General features: G+C 43.7%; 19 protein-coding genes. 5 read left to right on the forward strand and 14 right to left on the reverse strand.

Annotated elements, in window-relative coordinates:
• Positions 1–12: 12 nt before the first annotated feature.
• The gene (locus CUJ83_RS09540) at positions 13–2,316 is read right to left on the reverse strand and encodes a CheR family methyltransferase (RefSeq protein ID WP_230742075.1); all 2,304 of its coding nucleotides are present in this window, start codon (positions 2,314–2,316) and stop codon (positions 13–15) included.
• On the reverse strand, positions 2,317–2,898 hold the full coding sequence (locus CUJ83_RS09545) for a chemotaxis protein CheB (protein ID WP_230742076.1): 582 nt from the start codon (positions 2,896–2,898) through the stop codon (positions 2,317–2,319).
• Positions 2,899–3,213: 315 nt separating this feature from the next.
• On the opposite strand from CUJ83_RS09545, the gene CUJ83_RS09550 reads away from it, so the two are divergent.
• Entirely contained in the window at positions 3,214–3,645 is a 432-nt protein-coding gene (locus tag CUJ83_RS09550) for a YbaN family protein (protein WP_230742077.1), read from the forward strand.
• Positions 3,646–3,682: 37 nt separating this feature from the next.
• A complete protein-coding gene (locus CUJ83_RS15715) occupies positions 3,683–3,817 on the forward strand; it encodes a hypothetical protein (RefSeq protein ID WP_255668473.1) in 135 nt (44 codons plus the stop codon).
• 62 nt (positions 3,818–3,879) lie between these two features.
• Here CUJ83_RS15715 and CUJ83_RS09555 read toward each other — a convergent pair whose 3' ends face one another.
• The 3 genes from CUJ83_RS09555 to CUJ83_RS09560 all read right to left on the reverse strand — a co-directional run bounded on the left by CUJ83_RS09555 (position 3,880) and on the right by CUJ83_RS09560 (position 6,112).
• A complete protein-coding gene (locus CUJ83_RS09555) occupies positions 3,880–4,437 on the reverse strand; it encodes a hypothetical protein (RefSeq protein WP_230742078.1) in 558 nt (185 codons plus the stop codon).
• The gene (locus CUJ83_RS15720; RefSeq protein WP_255668474.1) at positions 4,434–4,556 is read right to left on the reverse strand and encodes a hypothetical protein; all 123 of its coding nucleotides are present in this window, start codon (positions 4,554–4,556) and stop codon (positions 4,434–4,436) included. Before CUJ83_RS15720 ends, CUJ83_RS09555 begins: the two co-directional genes overlap by 4 nt.
• Before the next feature lie 131 nt (positions 4,557–4,687).
• Positions 4,688–6,112: an NCS2 family permease gene (locus CUJ83_RS09560; protein ID WP_369424101.1), complete on the reverse strand. Its 1,425-nt coding sequence runs from the start codon at positions 6,110–6,112 to the stop codon at positions 4,688–4,690.
• 412 nt (positions 6,113–6,524) lie between these two features.
• Between CUJ83_RS09560 and CUJ83_RS09565 the strand changes: the two genes are divergently transcribed.
• The 3 genes from CUJ83_RS09565 to CUJ83_RS09575 all read left to right on the forward strand — a co-directional run bounded on the left by CUJ83_RS09565 (position 6,525) and on the right by CUJ83_RS09575 (position 8,056).
• Positions 6,525–6,833: a DUF5683 domain-containing protein gene (locus CUJ83_RS09565; protein WP_230742080.1), complete on the forward strand. Its 309-nt coding sequence runs from the start codon at positions 6,525–6,527 to the stop codon at positions 6,831–6,833.
• Between the two features lie 129 nt (positions 6,834–6,962).
• Entirely contained in the window at positions 6,963–7,445 is a 483-nt protein-coding gene (locus CUJ83_RS09570) for a hypothetical protein (protein WP_230742081.1), read from the forward strand.
• A 122-nt stretch (positions 7,446–7,567) separates the two neighbouring features.
• Positions 7,568–8,056 (forward strand): PHD finger domain-containing protein, encoded by a 489-nt coding sequence (locus tag CUJ83_RS09575; RefSeq protein WP_230742082.1) that lies wholly within the window; start codon positions 7,568–7,570, stop codon positions 8,054–8,056.
• On the opposite strand, the gene CUJ83_RS15725 is transcribed toward CUJ83_RS09575, so the two are convergent.
• From CUJ83_RS15725 to CUJ83_RS09615, 9 genes are all read right to left on the reverse strand, one after another.
• On the reverse strand, positions 8,048–8,182 hold the full coding sequence (locus CUJ83_RS15725; RefSeq protein WP_255668475.1) for a hypothetical protein: 135 nt from the start codon (positions 8,180–8,182) through the stop codon (positions 8,048–8,050). The genes CUJ83_RS09575 and CUJ83_RS15725 overlap by 9 nt on opposite strands.
• Positions 8,183–8,216: 34 nt before the next feature.
• On the reverse strand, positions 8,217–8,987 hold the full coding sequence (locus CUJ83_RS09580) for an ABC transporter permease (RefSeq protein ID WP_230742083.1): 771 nt from the start codon (positions 8,985–8,987) through the stop codon (positions 8,217–8,219).
• Positions 8,980–9,924 carry an ABC transporter ATP-binding protein gene (locus CUJ83_RS09585; RefSeq protein WP_230742084.1) on the reverse strand — a complete coding sequence of 315 codons (945 nt, stop codon included), beginning with the start codon at positions 9,922–9,924 and terminating at the stop codon, positions 8,980–8,982. Before CUJ83_RS09585 ends, CUJ83_RS09580 begins: the two co-directional genes overlap by 8 nt.
• A gap of 19 nt (positions 9,925–9,943) precedes the next feature.
• Positions 9,944–10,732 (reverse strand): 2-amino-3,7-dideoxy-D-threo-hept-6-ulosonate synthase, encoded by a 789-nt coding sequence (locus tag CUJ83_RS09590; protein ID WP_230742085.1) that lies wholly within the window; start codon positions 10,730–10,732, stop codon positions 9,944–9,946.
• A 236-nt stretch (positions 10,733–10,968) separates the two neighbouring features.
• Positions 10,969–11,466 (reverse strand): pyridoxamine 5'-phosphate oxidase family protein, encoded by a 498-nt coding sequence (locus CUJ83_RS09595; protein ID WP_230742086.1) that lies wholly within the window; start codon positions 11,464–11,466, stop codon positions 10,969–10,971.
• Between the two features lie 130 nt (positions 11,467–11,596).
• Positions 11,597–13,033, reverse strand: coding sequence for an alanine/glycine:cation symporter family protein (locus CUJ83_RS09600; protein WP_230742087.1), 1,437 nt, complete (start codon positions 13,031–13,033; stop codon positions 11,597–11,599).
• A gap of 228 nt (positions 13,034–13,261) precedes the next feature.
• Positions 13,262–13,399: a hypothetical protein gene (locus CUJ83_RS09605; RefSeq protein ID WP_230742088.1), complete on the reverse strand. Its 138-nt coding sequence runs from the start codon at positions 13,397–13,399 to the stop codon at positions 13,262–13,264.
• A 259-nt stretch (positions 13,400–13,658) separates the two neighbouring features.
• A complete protein-coding gene (locus CUJ83_RS09610; protein ID WP_230742089.1) occupies positions 13,659–14,018 on the reverse strand; it encodes an ArsR/SmtB family transcription factor in 360 nt (119 codons plus the stop codon).
• A 117-nt stretch (positions 14,019–14,135) separates the two neighbouring features.
• Positions 14,136–14,897, reverse strand: coding sequence for an ArsR/SmtB family transcription factor (locus CUJ83_RS09615; RefSeq protein ID WP_230742090.1), 762 nt, complete (start codon positions 14,895–14,897; stop codon positions 14,136–14,138).
• Positions 14,898–15,045 lie beyond the last annotated feature (148 nt).

Genomic DNA, 15,045 nt, shown 5'->3' on the forward strand with positions numbered 1-15,045 from the left:
ATAAGTTTTATTTTAATCTCTGACTTTACGCGCTATTGAGGATGCACCTATCACATTGCCTGATGTATCCTTTACCGGGGACATAGTCAATGATACCTTAATGATATTGCCGTCTTTCGTCATTCGTTCCGTTTCAAAATTATCGACGAGTTCTCCATGCTTTATCTTTTCATGGACTTTTGGAACTTCATCGATACGGTTGGGCGGCAAGAGTATAGTAAGAGATCTGCCTAATATCTCCTCTTTTGAATACCCGAATAATTTTTCCGCCCCCGAATTCCAGCTAAGTATCATACCGTCCAGGTTTTCGCCGATTATCGCATCATGTGAGAATTCGACGATGGTTGAAAGCATCATACGGGCCTCTTCGTCTCTCTTCTCTTTTGTCACATCATACATTATCAGCATGACACCGATAGTCGTCCCGTCGTGGATGTCTTTTAGTGGTATGATCCTGAAATTTAAAAACCTCTTTTCACCATTCTTTGTAACGAATTCCTGGCGCCTGCTATATATGGCTTTTTTATTTTCGATCACTTTCTTGATGTTTTGTCTCATATCGTCTCTGTTGATCGCTAACTCAGGGTCAATGTTGTAGAAACTATTGTTGACAGCTTCATCCTCGCTGATATCGAACATTTTTACTGCCGCAGGGTTCCATGTGGTTATTATGCCATACCTGTCCAGCACTATAAGCCCCTGGTTCATGCTTTCCACTATCGCATGGTTATACATGTTGAGGTCTACAAGCTCTTCCGTCCTTTCTTTAAGCTCCTCGTTGGTGGCTTCCAGCTCTTCGTTTATGGACCTCAGCTCTTCATTGCTTGTTTCCAGTTCCTCATTAGTCGACTGAAGCTCCTCGTTGCTTGTCTCCAGCTCCTCTGCAGTCGATTGAAGCTCCTCTGTGGTCGTCTCGAGCTCCTCGTTCGTGGAAATAAGCTCCTCGTTAGTCGTTTCCAGCCGTTCGTTAAGTGCCTGTAATTCCTGGTTCGATTTCATCAGATTATCTTTAAGTATCCTGGTATCGCTCACGTCGTCGGTAATGATTATAACGCCCCTCATCATATTACTGGAGTCGATGAGCGGGGTGATCGTTATGTTAAGGTACTTGTTCTCGCCTTTATAGCTGATTATCTCAATTTCCTCCATCCTGGCCATCTTTTTCGTGCGTATCACTTCGCTTATCCGGTCCTTGATATTCGGGAGACGCTCATCCACCCCCAGGTCAAAGAGATCGCGGCCGATAGCATATTCGGACTTGATATATAATTGCTCTTCCGCGGCCTTATTCCATGTCATCACGATATTATTCCTGTCGATCACTATCAGGCCAAGGTTAATGTTCTGGATTATGGATTGATTATAAAAGTCAATGGACTTGATCTCTCTTCTCGCCTCGACTATCGCCTGGTCTATCATGCTTTCTTCAATTACGGTATGGCGTCTTTCAGCCGGGGTCATTATCTCTATGGCTTCAGGAGATTTCTGGAATACTCTCCATTTTTTATTTGTTATCCTGAATAGCCTTGAGCCTATCAGCATGGATTCGGATTTTCCGAAAAATGCGTAACCATATCTCTCAAGAGCATAATGGAACCTTAGCAGGAGCTTGTTCTGAAGGTCAATATTAAAGTATATTAAGACATTTCTACAGAGAATAAGGTCCAGATGGGATATCGGGGCGTCCACCACAAGGTTCTGTCTCCCGAAAACGACCATGTGGCGGATCAGCTTGCTTATCCTGTAGAGGCCATTCTCGTATGTAAAATATCTTTCAATAAGGCCTTCGCTGACATTCTTGAGCTTCTCGGCTTTATACAGGCCCCTTCTGGCATCAGTGAGCGCATTCTCATCAATATCCGTGGCATATATGCGGATCTCATAATCACTTATAGAGTCACCCAGTATCTCCGCCAGCAATATTCCAACAGTATATGGCTCTTCTCCGGTAGCGCATCCTGCGCTCCAGAACCTGATGGTGTCTCCTTTCTTTTTCTTTGAAAGTATCTCCGGCAGCACTTCTTTTTTTAAGACTTCCCATGCTTCCGGGTCCCTGAAGAACTCGGTCACATTAATAAGCAGCGTATCGAATAGCTTTGTATATTCATCCGGGTTCTTATCCAGTAAATTCATGTACTGCGCGTATGACGTTAAATGATATTCATCAAGCCGCTTTTGTATGCGGCGTTTAATGCTGGCCTTTTTATAATCCCTGAAATCCATTCCGCGCTGGTCAAATATTTTTTGTAATAATGCATTGAGCTCTTTTTCTTCCAAATCTGTGATTTCCATATCGTTTTGTCTTTCTTCCGGCATTTATTGCTCACCTGGTTCTATAGTAACGAGTTTCACTAAGGCGCCCGCAATTTCATTTAGCGGTAAGATGAAATCGATGGATCCTGTTTTTATCGCCGTATCCGGCATTGAGAAGTATTCGGATGTCCTGCTATCCTGTGCTATTGTTGTTCCGCCATTTTCCTTTATCGCTTTGATGCCTATCGCTCCATCCATCCCGGAACCAGTAAGTATGACTGCGATCGCTCTGTCTTTATAATCGGCTGCCACCGAATCAAATAATAGGTCTATGGACGGACGGGAAAAATGGACGAATTCAGTTTTTGTGAGCTCTATCTTTTTATCGGTTGTCAGCATATGTCTGTTAGGCGGAGCAATGTATACCGTCGAATTTTTTATATCTTCACCGTCTTCCGCTTCTTTTATATTCATATCACTGTGTCTCTGTAATATCTCGGCCATAAGGCTTTTATGGCGCGGGTCAAGATGTTGTACGATAAGTATCGGGACAGGAAAATCCTTCGGTAAATTTGATAATACTTCCGTTAACGCTTTTAGGCCTCCGGCCGATGTCCCTATCGCGACGATGTCAAATTGGCTCATTGTATCACTTAAACCTTGACCTTACTTATAATTAATATTATTATAATTTTATATTTACATATTTATGTTAAATATACTTAGTAATTGCTCATTTTAATTATAATCAGTATAATTAAACGTTTTACATATGTATGGTATTAGATATTAAATTTACTAAAATTATTTAAAATGTGTCAGGCATTTTGATAGTAAAGGGTGGCTTTTTTATAGCTTTTTATATATTAAGGTATATTTGGTGTAGAACCGAACATTTTTAAATATAATGATAAAAAGATTTTTATAAATATATTCTTATTAGTTTTTGGTGGGTACTCTTTGGATAACTATGGTGTTGAAGGCGATAAGGGTATTATAAAAAATATGCGCGGATTGCTCAATAATATTGCACGGGGGGCATTGATAGTCGCCGGCACTTTTTTTCTATTCGTCGGGATTATAGGCGTGATATTGCCTGTACTTCCTACGACGCCATTTCTTCTGCTCGCCGCCGCCTGTTATGCGGTAAGTTCAAAAAGGTTCTATGACTGGCTGATCAACAATAAGGTCTTCGGGAACTATATAAAGAATTATCGGGAAGGTAAAGGTATCGCATTAAATGCGAAAATATTAACAATTGGGATGCTATGGTCCACAATGGCGATATCCCTATTCATTGTTATGGAAAATCTATTACTTGTAATGTTTTTGATATTGATAGCGACTGGAGTATCGGCCCATATAATGTTGATACCGACATTAAAAAAATAAGTTTACGTTTTTAAGATCTTATCCTTCTCGTCTATTGATGATATTCATGATAGCCAGTATTGACATGAATGCTATCGAGCCCGATATCAAACCGAAACCCGGTGTGGCGGCAGGCGTAGGTGCGGTTGAAACAATGACCTCGGAAGCCTGTGTCTCTACCGGCGGCACGTAAGGGGTGTCTGCCGGTGTCGGCTGGGGTGTCGGGATCAGTGACGGGGCGTGTATGATCTTTACTTAACCATCATCGAACTTTTCGGTGTATGTAGCCGACATTGCGTAATACTGGCCGTCGTCGTTCAGCCTGAACGCCTTTATCTCTTTATACATCTCAAACGGCGCTGACCTCAGTATCGTAGTGAACATACCGTTCTTATCTGTATATCCGTAAGGCATGTCCGTATATCCCGAATTCGTGTATGTTGTTATGAACCATCCTGCGCCGACCTTGTCTCCGTAATGGTCATAGACCGTTATCGTAACGTTCGTCTTAGCGTCGCTATACGATAGCGATATGGGCTTTGCATGAATGTTCACTCCATACGGTCTAGGCCTGACAAGTATGGCACAGGACGACGTGCTGTCATTCGACACCACCAGTCTGTTAGAATATCCATAAGCGACGTGATCTCCGTATAAGTATACTTTATATTCGCCGGACGGGAGGTTTATGAATACAAAATTACCGTCCATGTCCACGGTCGTGTTAGCGTAAAAATAGTCTTCGGGAACAGACGAGTTAAGGATACTTACAGCCACGGTAACGTCTTCGGGCACGCCGCCCGTATCTTTCATGACCTTCCCAGGATACTGCCCGTACTGGTCGCCCTTGCCCGTGCCCGCTCTGCGAAGACCGGAAATGTGAATGATATCACTAATAACCCTATCATTATAGTAATTATCATGGACCTCATAGTGATCTCTCTTAGATTTAGATGAGTGTCTTATAGGGTTTATGTCACGATCCGTTAACAGGTAAAAATGTCAAAAAATTAAAATAAACTGTAAAAAAGAAAAGTGGAGGCCATCTCTCCACTATTTTTTCTTATATGATGCTCGATACGAAGATGAAGTATACGGCGAATATTGCGGAAACTATCCACATTACCGGGTGTACGTCTCTCCATTTGCCAGAGAACAGCTTTATTACGCAATATGCGATAAAACCGAACCCGATACCCTTCGCTATGCTGAACGTGAACGTCATAGCCACAATGGTAAGGAACGCCGGAAGCGCATCTTCGAGTATGTCGAACGGTATCTCTTTTATCGAGGTCATCATCAGGAAACCGACGATTATTAAAGCCGGTGCTGCTGCCGCTCCCGGTATAAAGTATGCCAGGGGCACCAGGAGCATGGCTATCAGGAATAATACCGCCACTACGACGGATGTCAGGCCTGTACGTCCTCCTGTCGCCACCCCTGATGAACTTTCTACGTATGTCGTTACTGAGCTAGCCCCGAACAAGCCTCCCAGCATCGCTGCGACCGAATCGACGAGCAGGACGTTCTTAAGCCCCGGAAGCTTGCCGTTCTTATCGAGCATTTTGCCCTGTCCGCCTACTGCGACGACCGTTCCCATAGTGTCGAAGAAATCCACCATCATGAAAGCGAATATGACCGGGATGATGCCCCATGATAAAGCGCCCATGATGTCTAACTGGCCTATTGTGGATAAGGTCGCTGCGTTAGGTAATTCGACAATGCCGGAATAGCCTGAAGGCATGTTACTCGCACCTGCCGGTAGCGCTTCTATGGTGCCGGGAAGTGCCGGATTCGCATAAGCATTGAACGCGAACCCTACCGTATCTCCTGCAAGGCAGATACCGACCGTTAATATTGTCGTTAAAAGTATGCCATAAAGAATGCTGCCTTTTACCCTGAAGGCCATAAGCGCGATAATAATAAAAAGACCTATAAGTGAAATTATTACAGTCGGGTTCGCAATGTTGCCGAATGCTATGTATGTCGCGGGGTTAGCTACCATCAGTCCGGCATCCTTGAACCCAAGGAACGCTATGAATATACCTATCGCAACGCCTATGGCTACCTTAAGCGACTTAGGGATCGCATCCATGACGAGCTCACGAAGGTTCGTCAGAACAAGCAGCGTTATCAATACGCCTTCGATGAATATGATGCCCATAGCTGTCTGCCAGCTAAGTCCCAGCCCTATGACGACTCCATATGTCACTACTGCGTTAAGGCCCATCCCTGAAGCCAGTGCGAACGGATATTTCGCCACCAGCCCCATCAATAGGGTCGCTATCGCCGCGGCAAGACATGTTGCCACAAATACTGCCTTAAAGTCCATACCTGCGCCGGATAATATTATCGGGTTCACGATAATGATATATGCCATTGTCATGAACGTTGTTATTCCGGCGAGCACCTCAGTCTTAACGTTAGAGTTCCTTTCCGTGATATGGAAATAGTCATCAAGGAAGGAACCTGAAGATACTTTCTTCATACTTTCCTGTTCGTACAAAGGTAACCACCTCTTTTTTAAAATCGGTTGCTTAAGCTTATAATGATTTCCTTTAATAAAAAAATAATTATGTACTAAACTATTATGCAATAATATTTCTAAAAATTAAATAATGTATATATTCAATTATTTTTTTAAAATATAAGGATCTCAAGCAAATTTTCCCTTCCGGCATGATAATGACAAAATTTATTTAATCATGAGCTAACATACTAAGGCTTTAAAGATTTGGCTTGATAGCTCGAAAATTTTAATGATGTGAAATAAACAGGCTCGATGGTGGGGAAGATAGATCAATGTATTTATCGTTCTTTATCCTCAAAATACGATCTGTCAAGTGATCCATGACGAATGATTGCCTGTAAAAACGGGCATTAAGTGTGGAGGGTGAAATATGGTAGATTATGTAAAAAGAAAATCACCGTTCCTTGCAGCGGTATTATCATTCCTGATCCCGGGACTGGGACAGGCTTATGACGGTAAAATATTAAAAGGCGCAATTTTCTTCATAGGCTACATTATCCTGTGGGGAGTGATAACGGCAGTATATCTTTTCGGTGGCATAATAACGGCTATGTTCACAGCAGGCTTCGGGCTTTTATGCTGGCTTCCGATATTCTTCATCCCCCTCATAGTGAACCTGTGGGCGGCATATGATGCGCATAAGATAGCAGAAAGAATAAACATGGGAATCTATTATTGAGATTAAAAGGGCATATGGAAGCATATGCTCACTTTTTTATAGTTTATATCGGAAATATTTTTATATTAAGGTATAATAGCAATATCATCTGGACGTCCGGTCATGGGCGTTCCGGTCAGAGGTGAAATAATGAAATGTTATATCCATCCGGAGGCAGACTCTACGGGAACATGCGTCCGCTGCGGAAGACCGGTCTGCTCCGAGTGTGCGGCCAGTATCGATGGGAATATAGTATGCAGGCAATGCAGCCAGGCTCCTGTCACCGGTACTATTGCATACGGGACAGCCCCGGCCACTAAAAAAGACCCTGTGGTAGCGTTACTTTTATCACTCATAGGCGGTCTTGTAAGCGGTCTTCTCATAGGGCTTGGACAGATCTATAACGGCCAGGTAAAAAAAGGTCTTATTCTTATCTTTGGTAACTTGATACTTGGCGGCGTCCTTGTCGCGGGATATGTGCTAATATCCATCTTTACGCTGGGTGTCGGGGCATTTTGCTGCCTTCCAATATTATTCATACCGCTGATCTCCTGGATATATGCAGTCTATGATGCATATACGACTGCCGAAAGGATCAACAGGGGAGAGGTCGTAGAAGATTGGTTCGAATGAACCCATCTGTTTTTTTTATTATTCCTAAATTATGTAAAAAGCATCGAAATATTTAATAGAACATTCACGAATTATGCATAATATCGCTTAATGATCATGCGATAAGTGTTGAGGTGAATAAAATGAAATGTTATAAACACCCGGATGTCGACGCTGTGGGTACCTGTACCAAGTGCGGAAAATCTGTCTGCTCATCGTGTTCGATGAACGTCGCAGGAGCGCTCGTATGCATGTCCTGCGCTGAAAAGATGGCAGGACAGACAACCTATGCCGCACCTTCTGCCGCACCATCAGCAGGGCCGTCAGCCCAGCCATACATGGCCGCACCATCGCCGGCAGGGATCAAGATCAAGGAACCATTATTGGCACTGATACTTTCTTTCTTCCTTCCCGGATTGGGGCAAATATATAACGGCCAGATCAAAAAGGGTATAATAGCGATCATAGGCTATGCTGTAGTTATTTTTGCGATGATAGTACTATCATTCTTCATTATCGGAATATGCCTGATACCTGTGATATTCATAGTATGGCTATGGGGCATGTACGATGCATACACGACAGCGAACAAGATCAATCGCGGAGAACCGGTCACCGACTGGTTATCCTAAACCCATTTTTTCTTTTTTCTTTTTATTTTGCTTTTTTGAATGATCGTCATTTTGTTTCTGTCTGATCTTTAATGCATTATATCCAAGTATATCCTTAAGGCCGCATGCAAATTTTTTTGGCAGCATATAAAAAAATCACTTACTGTAATGAAGAAGATCCCTATGTCTTTAAATGATATCCGCTCTTGAAAAGACGTAAGCTAAGGAATAACGTTATCAGGAAACATATGATGATGGCCAGGAGGCAATAATAAGGGTCCGTCCTTAAAACGCCTATCATGGAATACCTGAACCCGTCGACTACGTAAGTGAGCGGATCCAGGTAGGACAACGTCCTGATGATCTCTCCCGGGACCATGTCTATGGAGAAGAACACTCCTCCCAGGAACAATAGCGGGCTTAATAGGTAGCTCATGACGTTACCCACATCTTCGATGTTGGAAGCCCATTGCCCCAGCATAACGCCAAAACATGCGAAAGTAGCGGATGTGAATATCATAAAGAGCATGAACAGGGGCACGTCGTACATCGGGATGCCGAATAACAGCATAGTCGTCGCTGAAATGATAATGCCCATAAACAGCCCTCGTGCCATGCCACCAAGGACATATGCTATCACCATTGACGAGTATCGCATGGATGTGGTCAGAGGGTCCTCGATATACTTATCCTCCCTGGACGAGTAGATGGAGTAGGCGGGATTAATGTATGCATGGATTATCACTTGCATAAGCACGATACCCGGCAGCATGAACTCTATATAACGGACACCGCCCATCGGCGGTATGACGGAGCCAAGCGCATACCCGAAAGCGAAAATGTATAGAAAAGCGGATATTATGCTGGGCAGGATAGTGCGGTTAGGCTTTCTTGTGAACCTGACTATCTCCCTGATGAGCATCATACGCATTGCCGTCAGGTCCTTAATCACGCATCTCACGACCTGTAAGCTTTATGAACACGTCCTCCAGCGTAGATTCCCTGATATGCATCGACCTGACCGAGACCCCGTGCGTCTTAAGGTAATCAAGAAGAGCGACTGCGGCAGTGCCGGTATCCGTCACCCTTACCGTCAATATGTCCTCTTTACGCGAATAGCTCAACACGCCCGGTATCATTTTAATATCCGGTATTTCGTTACCCGATATCTCTAACTCTATCCGGTTGATACTGTCCGACGATCTCTTTAACTCTTCAGGCGTGCCCAGCGCGATTATTTTTCCGTGGTCCATGATGGCGACGCGGTCGCACAGGCTTTCAGCTTCCTCGATATAATGGGTGGTCAACACTATGGTCGTGCCTCTGGCGTTGAGCTCTTTTAGCATTACCCAGAGATTACGCCTCAGCTGCACGTCGACGCCCGTGGTGGGCTCATCCAGGAACAGCACTTTAGGCTGTTGCATAAGCGCTCTTCCGATCAGCACTCTGCGCTTCATGCCTCCCGAGAGCTTATTACACAGCTGTCCGGCTTTTTCTTTTATCTCAAGGAACTCAAGGATCCTGTCAGCGCGTTCCTCTCTTTCTTTTCTACTAATGCCATAATAGCCTGCGTGATAAGTCAGGATCTCCTTGACAGTCAGGTTTTCGTCAAAATTGAACTCTTGCGGGACTACGCCTATTAACTCCCTTGACTCATACATGTCATTGACGACGTCTCTCCCGAAGATCGTCGCGTTGCCTGATGTGGGTATTGAAAGGCCTACAAGCGTACGTATAAGAGTTGTCTTTCCCGCGCCGTTAGGCCCCAGAAGGCCAAAAAACTCGCCGTCCTTTATTTCCAGATCAACGTTGTCTACAGCCGTCAGTTTATCAAATTTTTTCGTAAGCCCGTTGATGGCTATGGCAGGTTGGTCTTTTATATCTATCATAGGACTGAGTAAAAATGATCTATATCTCCATGGCTTCTTCAGGGCTTAGCCCTTCATGCACCACGGCACATATCCTTTTCACCATACGTGCAGGCTGCTCGTGCATGAATACGTTCCGCCCGATGGCCACTCCCTTTGCGCCTGCCTCAAGCGCACCGCGGATCTTATGCAATAGCTCGACATCCGTATTAGTCCTTAAGCCGCCGGCTACAAGGACCGGTACAGGACAGCCTTTTACAACGTGCTTGAAGCTGTCAGGGTCACCGGTATAGTTTGTCTTAATGATGTCCGCCCCTAACTCGGCGCCGACCCTGCAAACATGCGCTATAAGGTCTTTATCGTACTGGTTATGGATGTTCTTGCCTCTCGGGTACATCATGGCAAGGAACGGCAGCCCATACTCTTCACATTCTCTCGAGACATATCCTGCATCCTGCAACATCAGCTGTTCTTTTTCAGAGCCGATATTCACATGTATGGAGATAGCATCCGCACCGAGCTTCAAGCCTTCCAGGGGTGTGGTCACCAGCACTTTATGGTCGGGATCAGAGCTCAGATTGGTACTGGCAGAAAGATGTACTATAAGCCCGGCGGTTTTCGGGCATTTGATATAACAGTCCTTTACGATACCCTTGTGCATAAGTACGGCGTTAGCACCCCCTTCCACGGCGAGGGTAAGTACGTCCTTTATGTTAACCAGCCCGGTAACCGGTCCAAGCGTAATGCCGTGGTCCATCGGGACCATCACAGTCTTTCCTGTACGTCGGTTAAAGATTCGCTCCATACGGATGGTCTTGCCAACACTCATATTTTGCACCTTTATAGCTGATATGCGGTCCGGGTATGTCATACATCGAACCTGTCATCGTTATTCTTTTGAAATTAATTTCAAAATACCTAAATTGAATTCTTATATTCTATTATTATACAAAACATTTTCCCTTATTCATGTACAGGGCAGACGCTGTTTATTTTTACTTTAGAAGAAGAAAAATATATGGAATAAAACCAAAATTAACTATCAAATTATAAAAATAACTGGTATTAAAAAGCTTTTTTACCAGTCATTTCTTTGATGTCCAGTTTAAGCAAAATCATGGGTATATTCGATGCTCCGAGATAATCTATGCCTTTCTTTTCCCAGGGAATGCCAAGCAGGTCCTTTATACCTCTCTTATCCTTGATCGCTGTCTCCATCTCTACGTTTATGAAGTTCCGCTCAACATCGTTCTCCACTCCAACTAACTTTCCTTTTATTATTACGCTCCTGTAGTTTGTAAGGTCTCCGCTGGCCCAGTCAACCTCTACGGTCACATTAGGGTCTTTTCTTAACAGGTCTATTTTCTTCCCGGTGTTCGTGAAGTGAAGATACATGACGTCGCCTGAGAAATAATATTCCATAGGTAATGTATACGGATATGTCTCATCGTTGAAAGAAACACGGCATACGTTCTGTTCTCTTAGCAGATCGAGCATTTCCTGCCTGGTCATGTTGGGGAGATCGAATTTTTTACCATATCCTTTGGGAACCTGTTCTTGCATGCTAAACACCAAAACAATATGGTATTTTTATGAATAAAAGTGATTCATGCGGAAAAAAACAATAATTGCCCGAAAAATCAAATATCTTTATATGAAAAAATAAGATCAGGGGCTTATAGCCCCGGATGTATCATACTGTGGCCTTATCGGTATCCGGGCTTTCCGCACCCTTCTTACGCTCATCGAAGTACTTCTTTGTCTCCGCGACCACTACGCCGCTAAGACCTACGAGCGCGATAAGGTTCGGTATGGCCATCATGCCGTTGAACGTATCGGAAATATCCCAGACGAGACCGACCTTTGTAACGGAGCCGAATAAGACTGCTACCAGGAACAGTACCTTATAGAAATTCTTCATCCTGTTGCCGAAGAGATAGTCAAAGCACTGCTCCCCGTAGTATGCCCAGCCAAGTATTGTCGAATAGCCGAATAATACTGCACAGCATACAACTACTACAAGACCTACTATGCCGAGCGAACTTTCGAATGCCGCTATGGTCAGTCCTGAGCTTGTAAGAGTGCCGTCGTCCCAGATGCCGCTCGTAAGAACGACGAGACCTGTTATGGAACAGATGACGATCGTGTCGAGGAATACTTCCGTGATCGCTATAAGGCCCTGGTTGACCGGGCTCTTTGTCTTTGCCGCCGCGTATGCTATCGGGGCGCTACCGAGACCTGCTTCGTTCGAGAACACTCCACGTGCCATACCATATCTTACGGCACTGGCGACTGCATAACCTGCAGCACCGCCCACTGCTGCGTATGGGGTGAACGCGTAGGTGAAGACCAGTACGAGAGCATCGGGTATCTTTGAAAAGTTTAATATAAGTACGATAGAACCGCCTATGATATAGAATATCGCCATGATCGGCACAATTATAGAAGCTACTGCTCCTATTCTCTTGATACCTCCGAAGGTAACAAGCGCGGTAATAAATACAAGTATCAGACCTATTACAATGCTCAGCACTCCTACTTCGCCGAATACGGGCACTGAAACAGAACCGCCGACATCAAGCTGAGAGGTTATCGCCATTGTGACGGAGTTTGCCTGTACCATGCTTCCTATGCCGAACGCGGCTATCATGCCGAAGAACGCGAACAATCCTGCAAGCCATTTCATGCCAAGGCCCTTCTCGATGTAGTACATCGGACCGCCCGACATTGTGCCGTCCTCGTTCTTGACCCTGTATTTCACAGCCAGTACTGCTTCCGAATATTTCGTGACCATTCCTACGAGAGCGGTCATCCACATCCAGAATAATGCTCCGGGTCCTCCAAGGACTATCGCTGTAGCGACACCTGCTATGTTGCCGGTGCCCACCGTTGCCGACAGAGCCGTACACAGTGCCTGAAATGCGGGTATGTCCCCTTCAAGCTTGTCTTTGCGCGTTTGCACGGAATTTATCGCCCTGGAAAATGCCAGGGGTAGCTTGCTGAACTGTATGCCTTTTAATCTTAAAGTGAGGAATAACCCGGTACCCACCAGGAAAAATAACATAACGGGTCCCCACACTAAAGAGTTCACTTCATTAACGAAGTTCTGAATAATATCCAGTATCGCCATTACCAATCCTCATTTTTAGTATGAATAACAATGACAAAAGTGATGGATAATTTTAAATAAAAAGCTATCGGTCAAACAGCCATTACTGTATAAAATTATACGATTTTGTATATAATTCTTAAAAAGTATTTTAAAAAATCTAAATTACTATATTATATATTCACAAAATTGATTACCAATAAAATATAGTTACAAAATTTATTGAATGGATCATTAAAATATAAAACCTTATTTTGGCTGATTTTTTAATTTTGACGGCTCGTCTTTAGAAGCTTTTGTAGTCTTAACATCCGATATTTGGATGCACTCCTCAGTATCTTCGATAGCTTCACCGCTTTTATCGAGTTCCTTTTCGCCGGTCTCCATCGGTTTCACCTTAATTCGCTATAATATGCGGGATTTAATCTTATTTAGATAAGGAAATCAATAACATTAACACAAGTATCCAGCGTATAAAACCTGATGAACTGGCTGTAATAGCGTTTTTAGCTTTGATGAGGAAAAGTTGCTGTTTTTATCTTATGCTCTTGAGAGTCATGTATATTCTGTATTTACCTGTACTCAAAAAAATTATCATAAACTAAAAACTCTAAAAATGCTGATGATCCTTGTCCTGAAAACCGTATCACTCATGGTGAACGTGTTTCCAGCCTTCTTTGAATAGCGTGAGGACGTGCTCGTCGTCCAGCGAGTAATATGCCGACTTTCCCTGTTTCCTGTACTTGACCAGCCTTAGCGCTTTTAAGATCCTCAACTGGTGCGACGTAGCCGAATGCTCCATGCCTATCACGTTCGCCAGGTCACATACGCACATCTCCCCGGCCGAAAGCGCGTTTATGATCTTCAACCTCGTAGGGTCTCCCATAACTTTGAATATCTCCGACAGGCGCTCAACGGTCTCTTCACTCATCTGTTTTGACCTGGCCTTTCGGACAGTTTCCGGATGTACGCATCGCACTTCACAATCATCGTCGGGTTTTTCCATTATCCGCCCTTCAAAAATTTTAACCTATGATATATTTTTCACATTTTGATGAGAATGATCAACTAAATTTACAGTTATCTATTATATAATAAAATTATTTATCCTGATGGTACAGGTCTAGATCACTTTAAAATATTCATTTAATTTCCATTTTACCACAGTGGGTAGATAGAATATCTTTTTTTGTATCGATGCCGATTCCAGGTCCAGGACAAGACTTTTTATGTTTCTTTTCATATCCCTGTATTCGACCTGGTAGTATCTGCCCTGATACCTTAGTATGAACAATGAAGCCGCTGTAAAGACCAGCCATAAAACGGCCATTATATCTGCCGGTATGTTATATAAGTACTCATTCACGAGCATTGATATCAATATTATCATGCCGGCTGCATATATCCCGCCGGTCAGAAGATACGTCTTAAACCTGAACTCCATGTACAGCGCCAGCAATATAGCAAAATACCACAGTATGAGCACTGATAATGCTATGATTATGATCTCGACGCTGAAAAGAACCCCGTACATGAACAGCGCTATCAGCGGCAGCCAGAGCAGCTTTCCCTTTATCTCGCTCTTGATGTCTATCCCCTGTATGGCCGGGATCTCTTCGGATGTCATTTGAAATCCGTCTTTTCCTAGCTGTATTTTTACGTCCTTTAAATAATACCGCTTGACTCTGCGATTGCCTTCCGATTCCCACTTGCCTTCGACGATGTCATATTCTTCCATTGCCTTAAGCCGCCTCACTATGAACGGCTCGCTCAGATCCATCTCCATGGCAAGCTCACGCGGGTAGTATGGCCTTACTTTCAGTCTTTCTATGATCTTTAGGTTTGACTCATTGTTGAGGAGCCTGGCAATGTCCCTGGCTGACACAAATTTCAATAACCGCCAATATGATAAATATTTTATTGATTATCCTGCTAACCCCTATAAATTGTCTATAATATTTATTGGGATGTAAAATAGAAAACACAAATTAATTCTTTTTTATATGTAAATATTCCAAATATATACTGCAAGT

Source organism: Methanooceanicella nereidis, assembly GCF_021023085.1.
In the GTDB taxonomy this organism is placed as follows: Archaea; Halobacteriota; Methanocellia; order Methanocellales; family Methanocellaceae; genus Methanooceanicella; species Methanooceanicella nereidis.

Coding starts and splice junctions, on each gene's coding strand:
- CUJ83_RS09540 (WP_230742075.1), bottom strand. CDS start 2,316: ATGCCGGAAGAAAGACAAAACGATATGGAAATCACAGATTTGGAAGAA.
- CUJ83_RS09545 (WP_230742076.1), bottom strand. CDS start 2,898: ATGAGCCAATTTGACATCGTCGCGATAGGGACATCGGCCGGAGGCCTA.
- CUJ83_RS15715 (WP_255668473.1), top strand. CDS start 3,683: ATGATATTCATGATAGCCAGTATTGACATGAATGCTATCGAGCCCGAT.
- CUJ83_RS09555 (WP_230742078.1), bottom strand. CDS start 4,437: ATGAAAGATACGGGCGGCGTGCCCGAAGACGTTACCGTGGCTGTAAGT.
- CUJ83_RS15720 (WP_255668474.1), bottom strand. CDS start 4,556: ATGAGGTCCATGATAATTACTATAATGATAGGGTTATTAGTGATATCA.
- CUJ83_RS09560 (WP_369424101.1), bottom strand. CDS start 6,112: ATGAAGAAAGTATCTTCAGGTTCCTTCCTTGATGACTATTTCCATATC.
- CUJ83_RS09565 (WP_230742080.1), top strand. CDS start 6,525: ATGGTAGATTATGTAAAAAGAAAATCACCGTTCCTTGCAGCGGTATTA.
- CUJ83_RS09570 (WP_230742081.1), top strand. CDS start 6,963: ATGAAATGTTATATCCATCCGGAGGCAGACTCTACGGGAACATGCGTC.
- CUJ83_RS09575 (WP_230742082.1), top strand. CDS start 7,568: ATGAAATGTTATAAACACCCGGATGTCGACGCTGTGGGTACCTGTACC.
- CUJ83_RS15725 (WP_255668475.1), bottom strand. CDS start 8,182: ATGCTGCCAAAAAAATTTGCATGCGGCCTTAAGGATATACTTGGATAT.
- CUJ83_RS09585 (WP_230742084.1), bottom strand. CDS start 9,924: ATGATAGATATAAAAGACCAACCTGCCATAGCCATCAACGGGCTTACG.
- CUJ83_RS09590 (WP_230742085.1), bottom strand. CDS start 10,732: ATGAGTGTTGGCAAGACCATCCGTATGGAGCGAATCTTTAACCGACGT.
- CUJ83_RS09595 (WP_230742086.1), bottom strand. CDS start 11,466: ATGCAAGAACAGGTTCCCAAAGGATATGGTAAAAAATTCGATCTCCCC.
- CUJ83_RS09600 (WP_230742087.1), bottom strand. CDS start 13,033: ATGGCGATACTGGATATTATTCAGAACTTCGTTAATGAAGTGAACTCT.
- CUJ83_RS09605 (WP_230742088.1), bottom strand. CDS start 13,399: ATGGAGACCGGCGAAAAGGAACTCGATAAAAGCGGTGAAGCTATCGAA.
- CUJ83_RS09610 (WP_230742089.1), bottom strand. CDS start 14,018: ATGGAAAAACCCGACGATGATTGTGAAGTGCGATGCGTACATCCGGAA.